Genomic DNA, 18,567 nt, shown 5'->3' with positions numbered 1-18,567 from the left:
CCCGTGGTGATCAGCGACCTCGACTCCTGGACCGGCGGGCACGGCCTGGGGCTGGAGCTCTACGACCACCTCGACCAGGTCCTCCTGCTGGGCCATCACCTCGGTGATGTCCTTGTACGCGCCGGGGATCTCGTCGACCACCCCGGCGTCCTTGCGGCACTCCACCCCGGCGGTCTGCGCGGCCAGGTCCTCCGTGCTGAACGTCCGCTTGGCCTGCGCCCGGGACATCCGACGCCCCGCCCCGTGCGACGCCGAGCAGTACGCGTCCGGGTTCCCCCGCCCTCGCACGATGTACGACCCGGTGCCCATCGACCCGGGGATGATGCCCAGGTCACCCCGGCCGGCCCGGATGGCGCCCTTGCGGGTCACCAGCACGTCCACTCCGTCGTAGCTCTCCTCCGAGACGTAGTTGTGGTGGCAGCTGATGGGCTCGTCGTAGCCGACCTGCGGGAAGTGCTCGCGCACCACACCGCAGAGCAGGGCCAGCATGACCGCCCGGTTCCGCCGCGCGTACTCCTGCGCCCACCAGAGATCCCGCCGGTACGCGTCCATCTCCGGCGTTCCGGCAAGGAACACAGCCAGGTCCCGGTCCGGAAGGTCGACGTTGTGCGGAAGCCTTCGGGCCACCCCGATGTGCCGCTCGGCCAGCTCCTTGCCGATGTTGCGGGACCCGGAGTGCAGCATCAGCCAGACCCGCCCCTCGTCGGCGCCGCCCTGCTCCAGGCAGACCTCGATGAAGTGGTTGCCCCCGCCGAGCGTGCCGATCTGCCGCTGCGCCCGCGTCTCCAGCTGCGCCACCCGCCGGTCCAGGCCGGCGAACCGACCCCAGAAGTCGTCCCAGCCGGCCTGCTCCAGGCCCCGGATCCGACGGGTGTCGACCGAGTCCGTGCGCTGGGCGAAGCCGACCGGGATGGTGGCCTCGATCGCGGAGCGCAGCCCGGCCAGGTCGTCCGGCAGGTCGGCGGCGGTCAGCGAGGTACGCACCGCGGACATCCCGCAGCCGATGTCGACGCCGACCGCGGCCGGCGAGACGGCCTGCCGCATCGCGATCACCGAGCCGACCGTGGCGCCCTTGCCGAAGTGCACGTCGGGCATGACGGCGACACCCTGCACCCAGGGCAGCGCGCCGATGTTGCGCAGCTGCTTGGCGGCCTGCGGCTCGATGGCGTACGGGTCGGTCCAGACCCGGACCGGTGCCCGGGTACCGGCGAGGGGGGTGAATCCCATAGTGGTCTCCTTCTGTCGCGCGGCGACCGTTAATGATCATATTTGGCGGCCAGCGGTGGTGCGCGGATACGAAAGGGCCGCCCGATCCCGGTGGGGATGGGCGGCCGGCGGACGCGTCAGCGTCGGCGTCAGTCGCGCCACCCCGGCTCGTTGCGCCGCGCTGGGCGGTAGGCACGGGCGTTGGCGGTGAGCGGCAAAGGGGTGCCGGCGGGGAGCAGACACCAGCGGGCGTCGGTGCGGACACGTCGCGACATGGCGTACTCCCTCCGTGTTGCTCGGTTGACGGTGCACCGACGACAGTAGGAGGGCCGCCGCGCGTCCGCAATGGATATCGACGCTACCGGCCGCCGACCCGGCGCGCGACCGCCAGCAGATACTCCTTGCGATCCAGCGGATTGTTGTCCCAGCGGGCCCGGACGGGGGCGGGGCCACGCACCGGCCGGTAGCAGTCGAACTCGGTCTCCAGCACGCCCTCGCCCCGGGTCAGCGCAGGCAGGCGACGCTCCAGCGCATGCACCAGACCGGCCGGGATCTCACCCTGCACCAGGTAGGACGCGCCCTGCCCGGTGGCCTCGGTCGGCACCGCGTCCAGCCGGGTGAGCGCGGGCAGCAGCGTGCCGAGGACGTCACCCGGCACCTCCAGCCGGAAGCGGTGTACCGGCTCGTGGACGCGGGTGCCGGCACGAGCGAGTGCGGCCATCAGCACCAACGGGGTGAGATTGCGGAAGTCCCCCGCCGTGCTGGACATGCTCTTGTCGAAGGTGCCGTGGGAATGGCTCTGCCGCGCCCAGTAACCGGCGTGAGTCATCGTCACCTCGCAGTCGGGGACCTCCCACCCGTGAAGGCCCTGGCGCAGGGTTCGGCGGACGGTCTCCTTCACGGCGGTGAAGAAGGCCGGTGGCATCGAACCCAACTCGACGCCGAGCCGAAACGTCACGCCGGCACCGGTCGGCGCCGGCGCGATCCGCAGCCCGACGGTGGCCAGGAACGGGTTGGGCGCCACCGCGATCACCTCCACCGCCCCAGCGACGCCGCACACCCGCTCCACGTGCACCGTGCTGGTTTCCCGGAACGTCACCCCCAGGCCGAAGTCGTCGGCAAGGGTGGCCTGGATGACCTCCTTCTGCACCTCGCCGTAGAGCGACACGGCGATCTCGTGCTCCCGGTCGTCCTGCCGCAGGTTGATGAGCGGGTCCTGCTCAGCGAGCTGGATCAGCGCGGCGTGCAGCGCGACCCGGTCTGCGGGGCGCGTCGGCACCACCACGGTCTCCAGGGTGGGTGGCGCGAAGTGGCGGTCGGTGCCGGCACGTTCGGGTGGCACGCCCACCGGGTCGCCGATCCGAGCGCGCCTGAGGCCCCACAACCGGGCGATGTGACCGGCTTCGACCGCCGACGCCACCACGTCGGCCCCTTGGGCGACGACTCGGACGGCAGTGACCAGTTCAGCGTCGACAGCGCCGACGCGGACCCGGTCGCGAACCCGGATCGTGCCGGCGAAGAGCCGGACCACTGCGATCTTCTCTCCGGCTGGACCCCGTTCGATGGCGAACACGGTGCCGGAGACCGGGGCGTCGGCGTCACCCTGGACGGTGGGCAACAGCTCGGTGATCCCGGCGATCAGCGCGTGCACCCCGGCACCTGTGATCGCCGAGCCGGCGTACACGGGCTGCACCAGCGCGCGGCTGGTCCGCGTCGCCAACGCAGCGCGTAGCCGTGAGTACGGCAGCGCGGACGTGTCCGCCACCCAGTCGGCGAGCAGCACGTCGTCCTGGCCGGTGAGTAGGTTGAGCAGCCGGTCGCTGAAGGCGAGGTCGGTGGGCCCGTACGTCGTGCAGTGGGCGCTGCGGGTCCCCGGCATCGCCACCGCGCCCATCGCCACGACGCTCGGCGTGAGCTTCTCCGCGACCGCCTGGAAGACCCGGTCGGGGTCTGCCCCGGCCCGGTCGACCTTGTTGATGAAGATCAGCGTCGGGATGCGCAGCCGGCGCAGAGTTCGCATCAGCACCCGGGTCTGCGGCTGCACCCCCTCCACCGCGGAGATCACCAGCACCGCGCCGTCGAGCACACCAAGCACCCGCTCGACCTCGGCGATGAAGTCCGGGTGACCGGGCGTGTCGATCAGGTTGACTGTCACGTCGTCCAGCACGAAGGAGACGACAGCCGAGCGGATGGTGATCCCGCGTTGCCGTTCCAGTGCCAGGGTGTCGGTCTGGGTGCTGCCCGCGTCGACACGGCCGAGATGGTCGGTCACACCGACGTCGTGCAACAGCCGCTCGGTCAGGCTGGTCTTACCGGCATCGACGTGAGCCAGGATGCCGAGGTTCAGGGTTTTCACGCAGCGTCAGGTCCTTCAGGTAGGCGACAGATCCCTTCTGGTCGGACATCGACGCAGCGCGCATTGGTGCTCCCTGGAGGTTGGTGGCGGTTTCGGGTAGTTCAGCAGGCCGTCGTCGGGTCGGGCAACCGAATAACCGGCGCTCTCACACCCCGTACGCGGTCGGAGGAGAGCTCGCGGGCGTTGGCCAAGCTGGAGCAGTCGTTGCTGTCCCGGCCTGTTGGAGGCGATCGACGAGCGGGCCTGCCTGCTGCACACCGGCGGCGAGTCGCTGGGGAACCTCGCCGCCTTCCTCGACGGGCCCTGGCTGTCGACTTCGACGTGCTCGACCCACCGGAGCTGCGTGCCGTCGTCCGGGAGGTCGCGGCCCGGTTCACGGGTGCCGTCGGGTCCGCGCCGGGGCGAGTCGCGGTTCACCCCGGCGCGGACGTGGCGGTGGAGCTATGACTGCGGCACCAGCCGGAAGGACTGCGCCGCGGTGCCGTTGCAGGCGTACTGGATGAGCTGGACGCTGTCCGCCGTGGACGCTCCCGGCACGTCGAGACACTTGCCGCTGGAGCGGTTGACCAGGCGGTAGTAGCCGCCGCCCTCGGGCTCGGCCCGCCACTGCTGGTTGTTGCCGCCGCTGTAGGACCAGAGCTGGATGGGTGCGGAGTCGGCTGTCGACCGGTCGGTCACGTCGATCACCTGGGCGCTGTTGTTGCGGTTGTTGACCCGCAGGTACCCGCCGCTGGTCGGCACGAACTGGTACTGCTGCGCGGTGCTGCTGTTGCACGCGTACTGCTGGATGGCCGTGCCGTTCGCGCTGGCCGCGGCCCGCGCGTCCACGCACTTGCCGTTGCCCCGGTTGACAACCGTGTGCCAGGCGGTCGGCGAGATGCCGTCGGACGGCGGGGGCGTGGTCGGCGGGACGGTGCCGACACCGGCCAGCCAGTGCAGCCCGTCGATCAGCAACTGGTTCTGCTGCGCGCTGTCGAAGGTGGACGACAGCCCGGTGTTGGTGCTGTAGTTCATCGCGTTGTGACCGAAGTTGGCGTAGAGCATCTTGTACTGCCGGTTGCTCCAGACGAGCGGGTAGTAGCCGCCGTACCAGGACTGGTTGGGGTCCGTGCCGACCGGGAAGCTGGACGGGTCGACCGAGGCGAGGATGTCGATGTTGGGGTTCTGCCGCAGGTCGTTGCTCCAGGAGTACCACTCGCTGATCGACGACGGGAACGTCGCCGGGAGGTTCCGGGTGGCGGCGTGGGTGCGGTTGTCGGCGCGCATCGTGACCCGGGTGGGTCCCCAGGTGTTCGTCTGGAACGAGCCGGTGCCGAGGAAGGTGTTGTAGTACCAGCTCCAGCTCGACGGGTTGGTGGTGAACGCGCTGACGTGGAAGCCCAGCCATCCCCCGCCGTTCTGCACGTACTGCTGGAACGCGGCGCGTTGCGCGGCGGGCGGCGCGTCGTCGAGGAACATGACGACCTTGTACTGGGCCAGGTTGGAGGTGTTCAGCAGGCTCCAGTTGTTGGTGGCCTCCCAGGAGAAACCGTGCTGGGCGGCGGCCTGCGGGAACCAGGCCCGGGCGTCCTTGACGAAGTCGATGTGCGCGGCGTCCCAGGTGCCGTTGTAGAAGGCCAGGACCTTGAACGTCGGCGCGGCCTGCGCGCTTCGCGTGGCGCTGACAGCGACACCGGCGGTCAGCGCGACGACCAGGGCGACGAACAACGACAGGATTCGTCTGGTACGGGAGGAGAGTTCTGCGATCACCTGATCGTCCCTTCGGTGGGGACGCGCGCCGCCGCGTCGAGGTACATCTGTTCACAAGGTTTACAGATAGACGAAAGGTTATTCCTCTGACCTGATCGCGTCAATCGCCGATCGCCCGAACGGGTGGGATTCCTGCGGCAGCGGGTACCCCGGCCCGGTGACCAGCCCGGACGGCGTCGACGTCGACCAGCCGCTCGCCGTGGACGTGCCCGCCGCGCCGCACGACGCCAGTGGCGAACGCGTGCCGACCCGCGACCTCGCCGGCCTCGCGCCGCCGACCCGGTCGGCGCGCCGCTGGACCCCGAGCCGGGTGGTGGCCACCCCCGCCGCGCTCGACCACCCGCACGGCCAACGGATCGCCGAACGGGTGCGGGCACTCGGGATCGAGGTGGAACACCTGCGCGCCAACCGGCTCACCGGGGTACGCGGGCAGACCGACCGGGAAACCTATGCCCGGGCCAAGTCGACGATGGCGATAGTGGTGAGCCCACCCTCGCGGCGCGTGCTGCAACCCATCGCGCCCAGCGCCGACTGGCGGGTCGACCTGGCCGAGGGCTGCCCGGCGCACTGCCAGTACTGCTACCTCGCCGGATCCCTGTCCGGCCCGCCGGTGACCCGGGTGTACGCGGACCTCGACGACATCCTCGCCGGGCTGGCCGCGTACGCCGGGCGCGGCACGGTGACCAGCCGCAACGCGCGGCGCGCCGACGAGGGCACCACCTTCGAGGCGTCCTGCTACACCGACCCGCTCGCCCTGGAGCACCTGACCGGCAGTTGGCGGCGCGCGGTGCAGCACTTCGCCGACTGGGACGCCCCCGTGCAACTGCGCTGGACCACCAAGTACGCCGACGTGGACACCTTCGTCGGGCTGCCGCACGCCGGTCGGACCCGGGTCCGCTTCAGCGTCAACTGCGCCCCGGTAAGCGTTCGGTTCGAGGGCGGCACCGCCCGGGTGCCGGACCGGTTGGCCGCGCTGCGCCGGCTCGCCCTCGACGGTTACCCGGTCGGGCTGACCATCGCGCCGATCATCGCGCTGCCGCACTGGCGGGAAAGCTACGGCGAACTGCTCGATCAGGTCCGCGCGGCGGTCGACGGGGTGCCCGACCTGGACCTGACCGCCGAGCTGATCACCCACCGGTTCACGCCGGGCAGCAAGGAGGTGCTGCTCGGCTGGTACCCGCGCACCCGGCTGGAGATGGACGAGGAGTCCCGCACCCGCAAGCACGGCAAGTTCGGCGCGGTGAAGTACGTCTACCCGCGTGAGCAGATGACCGAGCTGCGCGACTGGTTCACCGCCGAACTCACCGCCCGCGTGCCGGCCTGCCGGATCCTCTACTGGACCTGACGTCAGCCGACCGAGGAGCGGGCGACCGGGGCGGCGAAGAAGGTGTCCGGGTACGGCTCGTCGCTCAGACTGTAGTGCCACCACTCACGGTCGTAGTTGACGAACCCGGCGTCGGTCATCAGCCGCTGCAACAACCGACGGTTGTCCCGCGCCGTCCCGGTGATGCGGGGGTCGGCAGTGTGCGCCCGCGGGTCGAAACAGTCGAAGCCCGTACCCATGTCGATGCTGTTGTCGGCGAAGCGCTGCCCGCGCGGCGCGGTGCAGGCGACCAGTGGTTGCCCGACCCGGTACGGAGGTTGGCTGGCGGCGGGCTCGTCGACAAGGGTCAGGTCCAGGGTGCTGCCGCGGCTGTGCGCGGTGGGCGCACCGATGTATCCGTCGGCGAAGAGCCGGTTCTTGGCCAGGTCCGGGTAGAACTCGGCCTTGGTCTGTTGCTCGTCGGGGCGCTTCGACCAGGCGACGAAGTCGTCCACCGCCGGTTGCGGGCGGTAGCAGTCGTACACCTTGAGGCTGTGCCCACCGGTCAGCGCGGCGTCCTGTACGCGGCGCAGAGCCTCGGCCGCCTGCCGGGTGAGCAGGCACAGCGGCTCGCGGTAGCCGGTGATCGGTCGGCCGACGAAGTTGTGCGGCGTGGCGTAGCGGATGTCGGCCTGGATACGGGGGTCGAGGTCGGTCAGCACCACGAACCCGGGCAGCCGCTCGGCGGGGCTCGGCGACGGGGTGGGGCTCACCGACGTCGGCTGCGGCGCGGCCGGCACGGGCCGAGGCTCCGACCGCGAGCAGCCGCCCAGCAGCACGGCGAACGCGAGCACGACGGCGACGCGGGTAGGCACCGGTCCTGTCTATCAGCCCCGGCCGGGCCCCGCGCCGGATCGGCCGTCGACCGGTTCGGCCACGCCCGCCGGACGAGCCGGCTCGACCAGGTCAACGGACCAGCAGCGCGTCCTGCATACGTTCGGACAGCCAGTCGCTGAACGAGTCTTCCGTCCAGCCGCAGCGCAGCACCAACGCGTCATAGTGCGCCGGGTCGTTGAAGATCCACAGAGCGTCGATCGCCCGCTCGACGTCGGAGCCTTGGCGCAGCGGACCGAGCGATCGAACCCGGTCGACCACCATCCGAGCGCCCGCGCGACGGTTGCGCAGCAGCGTCTCCCACACGTCGGCGACCTCAGCCGTCTCGTCTGCCGCCCGCCGAACGGTCTCGAAGATCCGCGCCGCGCGCCTGCCGATCAGGGTGCACACGCCGGCGTACGCGTGCAGGACGTCGGCCTGCGTGTCCGCCTCGAAGACCGGTTGAAACCAGGGTCGTTGGGCGACAGGTACCGGCTCGTCGTCGCCGGCGAGCGCCTCGTCGAGGACCTGTCGTAGCAGCGCCGCCTTCGACCCGAACGTGGCGAACACCGTCGGGCGCGCGACGCCTGCGGCGACCGCCACGTCAGCCAGCGAGGTGCCGGCGTAACCACGTGCGGCGAACAAGTCGGCGGCCGCGCCGACCACCGCCCGCCGGGTACGCCGCGCACTCTCCTCACGCACCGCGGACCGGTAGCGCCGAGTCGGCTTTTCGTCCTTGACATCACCCATGGCTTCGCCATACTAGCAACATATTCGCAAGACACTGACTAGTGAATAGACGGCATCTATTGTCACGCCGCCGCTCGGCACGGCATCGAACTGCCACGACCACCCCCAGCACTGAATGAATCGACAGGAGGCCAGCACATGACGGACGGACAGGTTCGAGGGCGGGGTCGGTGGTCGATGTGCGTCGCCGCAGTTGTGCTCAGCGGCCTGACGGCCTGCGGGTCCACACGGGCGAACCAGCCGGCCACGGCGGGCGCCGACCCGTCCCGCTCGGTCGGTGCGGCGGGGATCGAGGCGAAGCCGGTCGACGCCTGCGCGTTGCTGTCCATCGACGAGGTCACGCAGGTGATCGGGGCCACGGGCGACAGTGGCCCGCAGGCAGGCAGCACCGGCGACGGTGGCAGCTCCTGCGCCTGGGAGAACCCGGACACCTACCACTCGATCACCATCGAGATCGGCAGCCCCGGCACCGCCGTCGGCGGCAACCTGCCGACCGAATCCGCATACGGACAGACCGAAGCAGGCTCCGATGGCATCCGCTTCGCCTCGGGCGGCATCGCCGAGTTCTCCCTGCGGGACCGCGCCTGTGAGATCCAGGTCGTCACCAGGGTCACCGACAACACCGACCGGTCCACAGCGGTTCGGCTGGTCGGCCTGGTCCGCGACCGCGCCTGAGATCCGGCGCAGACAGTCCGATGAGCAGTGTCCACGCAGCTTCAGCCACCGGAGACGAGGACTGCGGCCGATCAGAGGAGGAGGTACCTGTGCGACGACTACCAATGCTCACGCTAGGCCTGTTGCTAATGGTGTCGGCGGGGTGCAGTGCCGCATCCGACCCGGCGGCGGACGGACGTCGCGATGAAGGAGAACGCCTGCAACCCTCTGTCGACGCACCGGCCAGCACCGGTGACCACGGTGACGTCACCGCGACCCCGGCACGGGCAGCCGACCCTTGCGCGTTGGTGCCGAAAGCCGCCGCCGAACGCCTGGCCGGAACACTCCTGGAGGACCCGGTCGCAGCCCCGGAGTCCTGCACCTACACCGGCCCGATCAGCGGACCCGTCGCCCAGGTCGAGGTCTACGCCGGCGCTGGGGCCAAGAAGATCCTCGACATCGACCGCGACCTCGGCCATGAACTGAAAGCCGTCGCCGGCGTCGGTGACGAGGCGTACATCGAGGACGGCGCGGTATTCGTCAACGTCGACGACACCTGGGTCGCCATCCGGCTGGTGAGCCTGGCCGACCCGGCCGCTTCCCAGCAGGCGCTGGCGAACCTGGCTCGGGACGTGGTGACCCGGTTGTGAATCCCACGACGCGGCGAACCCGTACGGTCATCGCTGCCGCGAGCGTCCTGCCCGTCCTGCTCGCCCTGACAGCATGCCGGGGCGCGAAGCCGAGCACGCCTGGCGCCGCCGGCGATGATCTGCGCTACGGGGCCGCGCCCGCCCCACACCCGGACGTGACCCTCCATCCGGACGTCGTCATAGTGTCCGGCGGCAGTGGCGTGGTGCGTTCGGTCACCGACGGGGGCCTGACCTGGCGACTCGACCCCGACGCCGGCAACGCCGACCGGCTGGCACCAGGCAAGGTCATGTTCGTCACCGGGCGCGGGGTGGGGCGGGTGGTCGACGCCCGGCGTGTAGATCGGGACCTCGCGGTCACCATCGGCCCCGTGGACATCACCGACGTGATCCAGGACGGCGAATTCACGTCCGAACAGCCCGTCTCCCTGGCCGAGGCGGCCGCCTACCAGTTCGACGACACCTTCTGGGCCTCACCGAGCACCGAAGCGCGATCCGAACCGGCGGCGACCGCGACCCTGGGCCGCGCGCCAGCCGTGACCGGCAACGCGCTGACACGTACCGGCCTCCGGTCGAGCACCGCCGCCGCGCCGGCCACCACGGGCGCACTGGACGTCGAGGGTCTCTGCTGCGCAGACGGGGTCGGCGCCCGCTTCTCCTACCGTCACAGTGGGCTCAACCTCTCCGGCACCATCGCCTTCGTGATGAAGCAGCCCACGGCCAAGTTCCACCTGGTGATCGACGGGTCCACGGTCACCGTGGCCGAGTTGCGGATCCACGGTGCGGCCGGGGTCCGGATCCAGGTCGACGCCACCACCACAACCGGCCAGAACGTCCATCCAGTCGCCTTCGTCCCGGTCAACTTCAGCGTGCCTATCGAAACCATATTGGGCATTCCGTTCTCCGCGACCGTTCGGCAGTCGATCGGCATCCGCACCGGTTTCAGCGCCGGGCACACCACGATCAGGGCCTCCGGCGAGTACTCGCTCGGCGGCACCATGGGTTTCGGCTACGCCGACGGCGGGTTCGGCGCACGCTGGCCCGGCGGTCTGCAGGTGAAACGCAACCTCGTCGACTCCGTCGACGGCACTTCGGTGGGGGCGAACGCACTGCTCATCGACTACGACGTGAAGTTCTTCATCGGCCTCGGCGCGGTGGTCTTCAGCGCCGGAATCTACGCCGGGCTCACCACCACGATGGGGATCACCCGAGGCTCGAGCATCGGTTTCGGCGGCCTGCAGGGCCTCGCCAACCGCGAGGGCTGCAACCGCGCCGACCTCACCATCAACGCGAGGTACGGCATCGGCTACACCATCCCGGCCCTGGTTGCGAAGGTGATCAACTTCTTCCTGAAAGTCTTCAACGCCAAACCCATCGCCGCCGAGGGCGGGATCCCCAACCCGCCGCCAGTCGTCAACCTGGTCAACAAGCACTGGGTCACGAACCGGCCGGTGTGTCAGCACTGAGATCGCCACCAACGACGAGGACCCGGCTGCCCAGGCGTCGCTTCTCGCAGCCGGGGGTCTCATCAGGCTCTATGCACGAAAGGTGGTTGAGCCCCGAGAGCCTTTTCCCGGTGGCGGAAAGCCGGCCGACACGGAACTGCCGCGGGCCGGCGCGGCGAAAGGTGGCCGAAATATATCCGGAATACTTCCGTAACTCCGCCGAGCGCTGGAACCAACCGGGCATGTCGTCAACCCCCATCGGTGAGGCAAGATGGCGCGAGGAACGGTGCACGCCGTTCCGGGACACACGGTGGCGACGGCATGCTGTCGCTTCCGGAGCGGTGAAGGAGACGCGGGTGGGCGCGGACGACGGACGCAGGGTGACCATCACCGCGATCGCACGGGAGGCCGGAGTGTCGGTGCCGACCGTGTCACGGGTGCTCAACGGACGCTCCGATGTGGCCCCGGACACCCGGGAGCGGGTCGAGGAGTTGTTGCGCCACCACGGCTACCGGCGTCGCACCAGCCGCAGCGTTCGCCGCGCCGGTCTCGTCGACCTGGTCTTCAACGACCTGGACAGCCCCTGGGCCGTGGAGATCATTCGCGGCGTGGAGGACGTCGGGCACGGCGCGGGTGTCGGCACCGTGGTCTCCGCGATCCACCGGCAGCCCACAGCGGCCCGGCAGTGGTTGCAGAACCTGCGGACCCGGGCCACCGACGGCGTCATCTTCGTGACCTCGCACCTGAGCCCGCCGCTGCACGCGCAACTGCGTCGCCTCAACGTGCCGGTGGTGGTCGTGGACCCGGCCGGCGTACCGGCCATGGACGTGCCCACGATCGGCGCCACCAACTGGGCCGGCGGGCTCGCCGCGACCGAACATCTTCTCGCGATCGGGCACCGACGCATCGGTTTCGTGGCCGGGCCGACGCACCTGCTGTGCAGCCGGGCCCGGCTCGACGGTTACCGCGCCGGGCTGGAGGCCGCCGGGGTGCCGGTGGACGACGCTTTGATCTACCCGGGCGACTTCTACCACGCCTCCGGTTTCGCCGGCGGGACCGCGCTGCTCGACCTCGCCGACCCGCCGACCGGCATCTTCGCCTCCAGCGACCAGATGGCCTTCGGCGTCTACGAGGCCATCCGGCGGCGCGGGCTGCGCGTGCCGGACGACGTGAGCGTGGTGGGGTTCGACGACCTGCCGGAAGCCCGCTGGGCCTCACCGCCGCTGACCACAGTGCGCCAACCGTTGGTCGAGATGGGGCGGTTGGCTGCCCGGACCGTGCTGCGCCTGGCCCAGGGCGAGGGCATCGACTCGCCCCGGGTGGAACTCGCCACCGAGTTGGTCGTTCGGGACAGCACCGCCGCCCCGCTGACCGGGTCGCCCGCCTCGGCGTGACGGCCTGACCTGCGCCGGAAACCGGTTGGACCGGTTCCGGTTTGTCTCCGAAAATTCCGGCGAGGCCGCGCTTGACCGGGAGCCACCCACGGTCGGCGCGGTGAGCGACCGACGGTCACCCACCGCGCCGCACTGTCAGTGGTGGTGGTGCCAGCGGACGGCCTTGCGGATGGTCACCGGCAGTGCGGGTGCGCCGTCGACCGGTGCCGGGTCCTCGGCGGTCGGTGCCACTCCCCCGGCGGCGATCCGGTCCAGCGTGGCCAGGCCCGCCCCGTCGACCTCGCCGAAGATCGTGTAGTTGGGGCGCAACGCGGAGTTGGCGTAGACCAGGAAGAACTGGCTGCCGTTGGTGTCCGGCCCGGCGTTGGCCATGGCCAGCACGCCACGGGCGTACACCCGGCGCTCGCCGGTCGGGTCGGTGGGCGCGGGCGGCAGGTCGGTCGGCAACTCGTCGCGGTACCGGTAGCCCGGGCCGCCCTCACCGGTGCCGGACGGGTCACCGCACTGCAGCACGCTCAGCGTCGGGTACGCGGTGAGCCGGTGGCACGGGGTGCGGTCGTAGAACCGCTTGCTCACCAGGTGCAGGAAGCTCTGCACCGTGCACGGCGCTGCGGCCCGGTCCAGTGTCAACCCGATGGGCCCGTGGTTGGTCGCCAGGGTCACCCGGACGCTGCCCCGGGCCGGGGTGCGTCGCGGGTCCGGCGGCAGCGGCACCGGCCGGGCCGCGGGTTCGTCCGGGGTCTCGGTGTACGCGCACGGGCCGTGGGTGGTGCGCGGCGGTCGGGTGGCGGCGTCGGCAGCGGCGGGCGGCCCGGCGGAGACGCGCACCGGGTCGGCCGACGGGCCCGGGGCGGCGAGCGCCGTGGCGGACGAGCCGACGACCAGCGCCCCGGCGAGCACTGTCACCCCCGCGAGGCGGGTCAGGGCGCGCACCGGTCGGCGGGGTGCCGCCACTGCGGGGCGCGGTTCGAGTTCACTCGACACAGGGATCCTCCTGGACTGGTGGAGCCAGAAAGACCGGAGTCTATGGACGGCAGCGCCTGATGTCGATCCGTCAGGGCATCCGACGGCGACGCCGCCACAGCACGCCGCCCATCAACGCCACCACCGTCGCGCCGCTGACCGCGATCACCGACCAGAGCCACCCCGAGCCGGTAGGCGCGGGTCCGCTGGCCGCCGCCGGTCGGGGCGCGCCGGGTGCCGCCAGCGCGGACGGCGCCGCCGACGGGGTGGCGGTCAGCTCGCCGGGCTCGACCAGTCGACCCACGGCGGCGTCCCGCGGCAGCGTGAAGCCCCAGTCCAGGAGGGCCGCGCCCTGCTCCCAGCCGCGCACCGGTGCCGATTCGGCGCCCAGCAGGGTCACCACCAGCCGCCGCCCGCCGCGTTCCGCCGCCCCCACGTAGGTGTGCCGGGCCAGGTCGGTGAAGCCGGTCTTGCCGCCAAGCGCCCCCGGGTACCGGTAGATGAGCTGGTTCTCGTTCTGGATCTCGAAGCCCTTGGTGCGTTGCGCCGGCTGGACCGGAATCGACGCCTGCTCGGTCAGCGCGTACCGACGGAAGTTCGGTTCGGCGAAGCAGGCACGGGCGATCAGCGCCAGGTCGTACGCGCTGGTGAACTGCCCCTTGCCGTCCAGGCCGGACGGGGTGACCGCGTGCGTCTGGAGCGCGCCGAGGTGGTGGGCCTGCTCGTTCATGGCGCGTACGCCGGCGGCGCTGTCCGTTCCGCTGCCGAGTCGCGCGAGGGCGTTGGCGGCCTCGTTGCCGGAGTTGAGCAGCAACCCGAGCCAGATGGTCTCGATGGTGTACCGGCCGCCCGCGACCAGGCCCACGGCCGACGAGCCGGGTTCGATGTTCATGTCCGCGTCGGTGACGGTGACAATCTGCTTCGGGTCGAGCCTGGGCAGCATCGTGGCCGCCAGCAGGAGCTTCTGCACGCTCGCCGGTGTGCCGTACTCGTGGGGGCCGCAGCCGCCGAGCACCTGGCCGCTGTCCAGGTCGGCGACCAGCCACGACGTGGCGGTGACCCTCGGCGGCGCGGCGGCGCCGGACGGCACGACCAGGCCGGCCGTGTCCAGCGCCGCGCCGCCGATCATCCGTTGCTCGGGCACGGCGGGCGGGGGCGACGGCCGGGGTGGGCGGGACGCCGCCGGCACCGGGACCCGGGGGCAGCGCACCGTCGGCGCGGCGGACGCTCCCGTCGCACCGACCGGCACGGGAGCGAGCAGGACGGCGGACGTCGTGGCCGCCAGCAGCGCAGCTCTCATGTGCCCGACCCTAGTCAGGAGGATCGCCCGGCGGGACGGGATGCCGGTCAACTCGCGTCGCCGCGAGCGCGCAGGTAGTCGTGCAGGGCGGCACTGCCCCGCAGCCGACGCAGGCTGCGGGTGTGCAGCTCCTGCTCGCGGCGGCCCAGCTCGGCGCGGACCCGCTGGGCGCTGCCGGTGGTCCGTAGCTCGCCGAGCACCGCGGCGATGATCTCGAACGGGTACGCGCCCCGCCGCAGCAGCGCGATGACCTGCGCCGCGCGTAGCTCCGCCTCGTCGTACACCCGGTAGTTGGTCCCCGGGGTGCGGCCCGGCCGCAGCAGCTCGCGCTCCTCCCACAGCCGCAGCTGTGAGGTCCGGACCCCGACCAGGGCGGCGACCTCGCCGATGCGGGCGCCGTGGCGTGGTGCGGGTCGGGTCGCCGGTGGGCTGGCCAGCACGGTCTCGAAGGCGCCGAGCACCCGGCGAATCTCTGCGCGTTCCCGGTCCAGCTCGGCATGGCCGCCGTCGAGCGCCGCCAGGGCCGCCGGCAGGTCACCAGCGTGCACCGCGGCCATGATCTCCCGGGTACGGCTCCAACCGTGCCCCTCGGCCAACCGCCGCGCCACGGTCAGCGCCCGGGCGTGCTCGGTCGTGAAGATCCGGTAGCCGCTGGCGGTGCGCCGCACCGGCGGCAGCACCCCCAACTCGACGTAGTTGCGCACCTGCTGCACCGAGATCCCGACGGTGGCCGCCAGGTCCACGGCGCGCAGCCGATCCTGCGAGGCGACGTCCACGCGAGCCACCGTACCGCTTACGACGTGATTTGAGACTTTCCCGCACGTAGCGCCGCTGCTTGCGCTCGAACTTCGCCAGAACTGTCTACATGAGGATGAATGAGACAATGGAACCCGCCAGTGCCCGGCGGGGCAAAGTCCCGCCACGATTCCGTGAAGGGTTCGTATGTCGCAGCCAGCATGGTCCGCCGCCGACAGCCACGACATGATCGAGGTACGCGGGGCGCGGGAGAACAACCTCGCCGACGTCTCGGTCGACATCCCCAAACGCCGGTTGACCGTCTTCACCGGCGTCTCCGGGTCGGGCAAGTCGTCGCTGGTCTTCGGCACCATCGCCGCCGAGTCCCAGCGCATGATCAACGAGACCTACAGCGCGTTCCTCCAGTCCTTCATGCCGAACCTCAACCGGCCGGACGTCGACTCGCTCCGCAACCTCAGCGCGGCCATCGTCGTCGACCAGGAGCGGATGGGAGTCAACTCCCGCTCCACCGTCGGCACCGCCACCGACGCGTACGCGATGCTTCGGATCCTCTTCAGCCGGCTCGGCCAACCGTCCATCGGCGGCGCCGGGGCGTTCAGCTTCAACCTGCCCGAGGGCATGTGCCCCACCTGCGAAGGGCTGGGCCGGGTCTCCGACCTCGACGTCAACGAGCTGGTCGACGTCGAGCGCTCCCTCAACGAGGGCGCGATCACAGTGCCCAACTTCGCTGTCGACTCCTGGTACTGGCAGACCATCGTCGGCTCCGGCCTGTTCGACCCGGACGTCAAACTCCAGGACTTCACCCCGCAACAGTGGGAGGACTTCCTGCACAAGCCGGCCACCAAGATCAAGGTGGGTAGCAACAACTGGACGTACGAGGGGCTGGCGGTCAAGGTCAAGCGGCTCCTCCTGGCCAAGGACCGCGAGTCGATGCAACCGCACATCCGCGCCTTCGTCGACCGGGCGGTCACCTTCACCAGCTGCGGCGACTGCGGCGGCACCCGGCTCAACGCGGCGGCCCTGTCATCACGGATCGCCGGGCGCACCATCGCCGACTGCTCGGCCATGCAGATCAGCGACCTGGCAGCGTTCGTCCGCACCGTCGAGGACCCGGGGGCCGCGCCACTCGTCGCCAACCTCCGCGACCTGCTGGACTCCCTGGTCGAGATCGGTCTGGGCTACCTCAGCCTGGATCGCGAGTCGGCAACCCTCTCCGGGGGCGAGGCGCAACGGGTGAAAATGGTCCGGCACCTCGGCTCCAGCCTCTCCGACGTCACCTACGTCTTCGACGAACCCACCGTCGGCCTGCACCCACACGACATCGCCCGGATGAACGACCTGCTGCTGCGGCTGCGCGACAAGGGCAACACCGTGCTGGTGGTCGAACACAAACCGGAGACCATCGCCATCGCCGACCACGTGGTCGACCTCGGCCCGGGCGCCGGCACCGACGGTGGCCGGATCTGCTTCACCGGCGACATCCCCGGCCTGCGCCGCTCCGACACGCTCACCGGCCGACACCTGGACCACCGGGTGACAGTGCGTCCCGACGTACGCCAACCCACCGGGCAGCTCGCCATCCGCCAGGCCGACCTGCACAACCTGCACGACGTGGACGTGGACATCCCGCTCGGGGTCCTCACCGTGGTCACCGGCGTGGCCGGCTCCGGCAAGAGTTCACTGATCCACGGCTCCCTGCGCGGTCGGTCCGGGGTCGTCATCGTCGACCAGTCCCCGATCCGTGGCTCACGACGCAGCAACCCCGCCACCTACAGCGGGCTGCTCGACCCGATCCGCACCGCCTTCGCCAAGGCCAACGGGGTCAAGGCCGCGCTGTTCAGCGCCAACTCCGAGGGCGCCTGCCCGACCTGCAAGGGAATCGGCCTCATCTACACCGACCTGGCGATGATGGCCGGCGTCGCGAGCGTCTGCGAACGGTGCGAGGGGCGGCGCTTCACCGACACGGTGCTCACGTACACACTGCGCGGCAAGAACATCCACGAGGTGCTGACCATGTCCGTCACCGAGGCGTACGCCTTCTTCCCCAGCGGGGCGGCGCACCTCGTCCTCGGCCGGTTGGTCGACGTCGGGCTGGGCTACCTCAGCCTCGGCCAGCCGCTGACCACCCTGTCCGGCGGGGAGCGGCAACGACTCAAGCTCGCCATCCACCTGGCCGAGAAGACCACCACGTACGTCCTCGACGAGCCGACCACGGGCCTGCACCTGGCCGACGTGGACCAACTGCTGGCCCTGCTCGACCGGATGGTCGACGCCGGCAACACGGTGATCGTCATCGAGCACCACCAGGCGGTCATGGCACACGCCGACTGGCTCATCGACCTCGGCCCCGGCGCCGGCCACGACGGCGGCCGCATCGTCTTCACCGGCACACCGGCCGAGCTGGTCGCCACCGGCGACACCCTCACCGCCAAGCACCTCCGCGAGTACGTCAACGACCCGGCGGTGATCGGCCAGGGCTGACGCCGGTGCCCCGCCACCGGCCGGCGCACAGCGGCGACCGGTCCCGGCACGAGCGGCGGCGGTCCGGCGGGCCGGCGATGCCAGTGGCGGCGGGCCGGCGGGCGGCGCTCCGGCGGCGGCGTCAGGTGACGCGGCGCAGCCAGCGCCGCTGCCAGGGGGTTTCCACCGCCTTCGGGTGGTAACCGGCCCGCACCCACGGCACCGCCCGCTCGACCGGCAGACCGTCGAGGATCGCCAGCGCGGCCAGGGCCGTCCCGGTGCGACCCAACCCACCCCGGCAGGCCACCTCGACACGTTCACCGTCGTGGGCTCGTCGCAGCGCTTCCCGTAGGACGTCGAGGGCTTCGGCGCGGTCGAGCGGCACCCAGAAATCGGGCCAACGGATCCGCCGGTACGGCCAGGCGGGCTCCGGACCAGGTGCCAGCAGCACGGCGAAGTCGGCGGGCGAGGTCGCGGCAGCGATGCGGCGACCGCGCACCGTCGCCCCACTGGGGAGTACGAGTACGCCCGACTGCTCGGACCACGACTGTGCATCACTCACCCGGACATTGTGCCGCGACGATCTGACAGGTGAGCACAGACAGCGCCCGCCCCCGCGGGGGGGCCGGGGGGGGGGGCGGTGTTGGGGTTGTGGTGGGCGCGTCGGGGGTTGGCGCGCGCGGCCCCGGCCCCGGCCGGAGACTCCCCCCA

General features: G+C 71.1%; 16 protein-coding genes. 6 read left to right on the top strand and 10 right to left on the bottom strand.

The window, feature by feature from the left end; genetic code table 11:
* The 4 genes from AB0B48_RS22920 to AB0B48_RS22905 all read right to left on the bottom strand — a co-directional run.
* Positions 1 to 1,227, bottom strand: a 1,227-nt coding sequence (locus AB0B48_RS22920) for an RtcB family protein (protein ID WP_357204659.1), incomplete at its 3' end; no start/stop codon positions are given.
* 128 nt (positions 1,228 to 1,355) lie between these two features.
* Complete coding sequence (locus AB0B48_RS22915; protein ID WP_357204657.1) at positions 1,356 to 1,481, bottom strand: hypothetical protein; 126 nt, start codon at positions 1,479 to 1,481, stop codon at positions 1,356 to 1,358.
* Between the two features lie 83 nt (positions 1,482 to 1,564).
* Entirely contained in the window at positions 1,565 to 3,562 is a 1,998-nt protein-coding gene (locus AB0B48_RS22910; protein WP_357204655.1) for a translation factor GTPase family protein, read from the bottom strand.
* A gap of 441 nt (positions 3,563 to 4,003) precedes the next feature.
* Positions 4,004 to 5,311, bottom strand: a complete 1,308-nt coding sequence (locus AB0B48_RS22905) for a ThuA domain-containing protein (RefSeq protein WP_357204653.1) — start codon at positions 5,309 to 5,311, stop codon at positions 4,004 to 4,006.
* 157 nt (positions 5,312 to 5,468) lie between these two features.
* On the opposite strand from AB0B48_RS22905, the gene AB0B48_RS22900 reads away from it, so the two are divergent.
* On the top strand, positions 5,469 to 6,656 hold the full coding sequence (locus AB0B48_RS22900; protein ID WP_357204651.1) for a spore photoproduct lyase family protein: 1,188 nt from the start codon (positions 5,469 to 5,471) through the stop codon (positions 6,654 to 6,656).
* Positions 6,657 to 6,658: 2 nt separating this feature from the next.
* Here the strand turns inward: AB0B48_RS22900 and AB0B48_RS22895 are convergent, their stop codons facing one another.
* Positions 6,659 to 7,489, bottom strand: coding sequence for a M15 family metallopeptidase (locus AB0B48_RS22895; RefSeq protein WP_357204649.1), 831 nt, complete (start codon positions 7,487 to 7,489; stop codon positions 6,659 to 6,661).
* Positions 7,490 to 7,580: 91 nt separating this feature from the next.
* Positions 7,581 to 8,189, bottom strand: a complete 609-nt coding sequence (locus tag AB0B48_RS22890; protein WP_357204647.1) for a TetR/AcrR family transcriptional regulator — start codon at positions 8,187 to 8,189, stop codon at positions 7,581 to 7,583.
* A gap of 186 nt (positions 8,190 to 8,375) precedes the next feature.
* On the opposite strand from AB0B48_RS22890, the gene AB0B48_RS22885 reads away from it, so the two are divergent.
* The 4 genes from AB0B48_RS22885 (at position 8,376) to AB0B48_RS22870 (ending at position 12,377) form a co-directional block, all read left to right on the top strand.
* On the top strand, positions 8,376 to 8,912 hold the full coding sequence (locus tag AB0B48_RS22885) for a hypothetical protein (protein WP_357204645.1): 537 nt from the start codon (positions 8,376 to 8,378) through the stop codon (positions 8,910 to 8,912).
* A 284-nt stretch (positions 8,913 to 9,196) separates the two neighbouring features.
* Complete coding sequence (locus AB0B48_RS22880; protein WP_357204643.1) at positions 9,197 to 9,541, top strand: hypothetical protein; 345 nt, start codon at positions 9,197 to 9,199, stop codon at positions 9,539 to 9,541.
* A complete protein-coding gene (locus AB0B48_RS22875) occupies positions 9,538 to 11,004 on the top strand; it encodes a hypothetical protein (protein WP_357204641.1) in 1,467 nt (488 codons plus the stop codon). The genes AB0B48_RS22880 and AB0B48_RS22875 overlap by 4 nt, the downstream gene beginning before the upstream one ends.
* A 335-nt stretch (positions 11,005 to 11,339) precedes the next feature.
* Complete coding sequence (locus AB0B48_RS22870) at positions 11,340 to 12,377, top strand: LacI family DNA-binding transcriptional regulator (RefSeq protein WP_350864793.1); 1,038 nt, start codon at positions 11,340 to 11,342, stop codon at positions 12,375 to 12,377.
* A gap of 135 nt (positions 12,378 to 12,512) precedes the next feature.
* Here AB0B48_RS22870 and AB0B48_RS22865 read toward each other — a convergent pair whose 3' ends face one another.
* The 3 genes from AB0B48_RS22865 to AB0B48_RS22855 form a co-directional block, all read right to left on the bottom strand.
* The gene (locus AB0B48_RS22865; protein ID WP_357204639.1) at positions 12,513 to 13,361 is read right to left on the bottom strand and encodes a peptidylprolyl isomerase; all 849 of its coding nucleotides are present in this window, start codon (positions 13,359 to 13,361) and stop codon (positions 12,513 to 12,515) included.
* A 70-nt stretch (positions 13,362 to 13,431) separates the two neighbouring features.
* Positions 13,432 to 14,640, bottom strand: a complete 1,209-nt coding sequence (locus tag AB0B48_RS22860) for a D-alanyl-D-alanine carboxypeptidase (protein WP_357204637.1) — start codon at positions 14,638 to 14,640, stop codon at positions 13,432 to 13,434.
* 47 nt (positions 14,641 to 14,687) lie between these two features.
* Positions 14,688 to 15,416, bottom strand: a complete 729-nt coding sequence (locus AB0B48_RS22855) for a MerR family transcriptional regulator (protein WP_357204635.1) — start codon at positions 15,414 to 15,416, stop codon at positions 14,688 to 14,690.
* A 166-nt stretch (positions 15,417 to 15,582) separates the two neighbouring features.
* On the opposite strand from AB0B48_RS22855, the gene AB0B48_RS22850 reads away from it, so the two are divergent.
* Positions 15,583 to 17,877, top strand: coding sequence for an excinuclease ABC subunit UvrA (locus AB0B48_RS22850; RefSeq protein WP_357204633.1), 2,295 nt, complete (start codon positions 15,583 to 15,585; stop codon positions 17,875 to 17,877).
* Between the two features lie 121 nt (positions 17,878 to 17,998).
* On the opposite strand, the gene AB0B48_RS22845 is transcribed toward AB0B48_RS22850, so the two are convergent.
* Positions 17,999 to 18,418: a protein-tyrosine phosphatase family protein gene (locus AB0B48_RS22845; RefSeq protein ID WP_357204631.1), complete on the bottom strand. Its 420-nt coding sequence runs from the start codon at positions 18,416 to 18,418 to the stop codon at positions 17,999 to 18,001.
* Between the last annotated feature and the right edge of the window lie 149 nt (positions 18,419 to 18,567).

This window comes from Micromonospora sp. NPDC049089 (genome assembly GCF_040648775.1).
Taxonomy (GTDB): domain Bacteria; phylum Actinomycetota; class Actinomycetes; order Mycobacteriales; family Micromonosporaceae; genus Micromonospora.
This window is presented reverse-complemented; position numbering and strand designations above follow the sequence as displayed.

Coding starts and splice junctions, on each gene's coding strand:
- AB0B48_RS22850 (WP_357204633.1), top strand. CDS start 15,583: ATGTCGCAGCCAGCATGGTCCGCCGCCGACAGCCACGACATGATCGAG.
- AB0B48_RS22885 (WP_357204645.1), top strand. CDS start 8,376: ATGACGGACGGACAGGTTCGAGGGCGGGGTCGGTGGTCGATGTGCGTC.
- AB0B48_RS22915 (WP_357204657.1), bottom strand. CDS start 1,481: ATGTCGCGACGTGTCCGCACCGACGCCCGCTGGTGTCTGCTCCCCGCC.
- AB0B48_RS22860 (WP_357204637.1), bottom strand. CDS start 14,640: ATGAGAGCTGCGCTGCTGGCGGCCACGACGTCCGCCGTCCTGCTCGCT.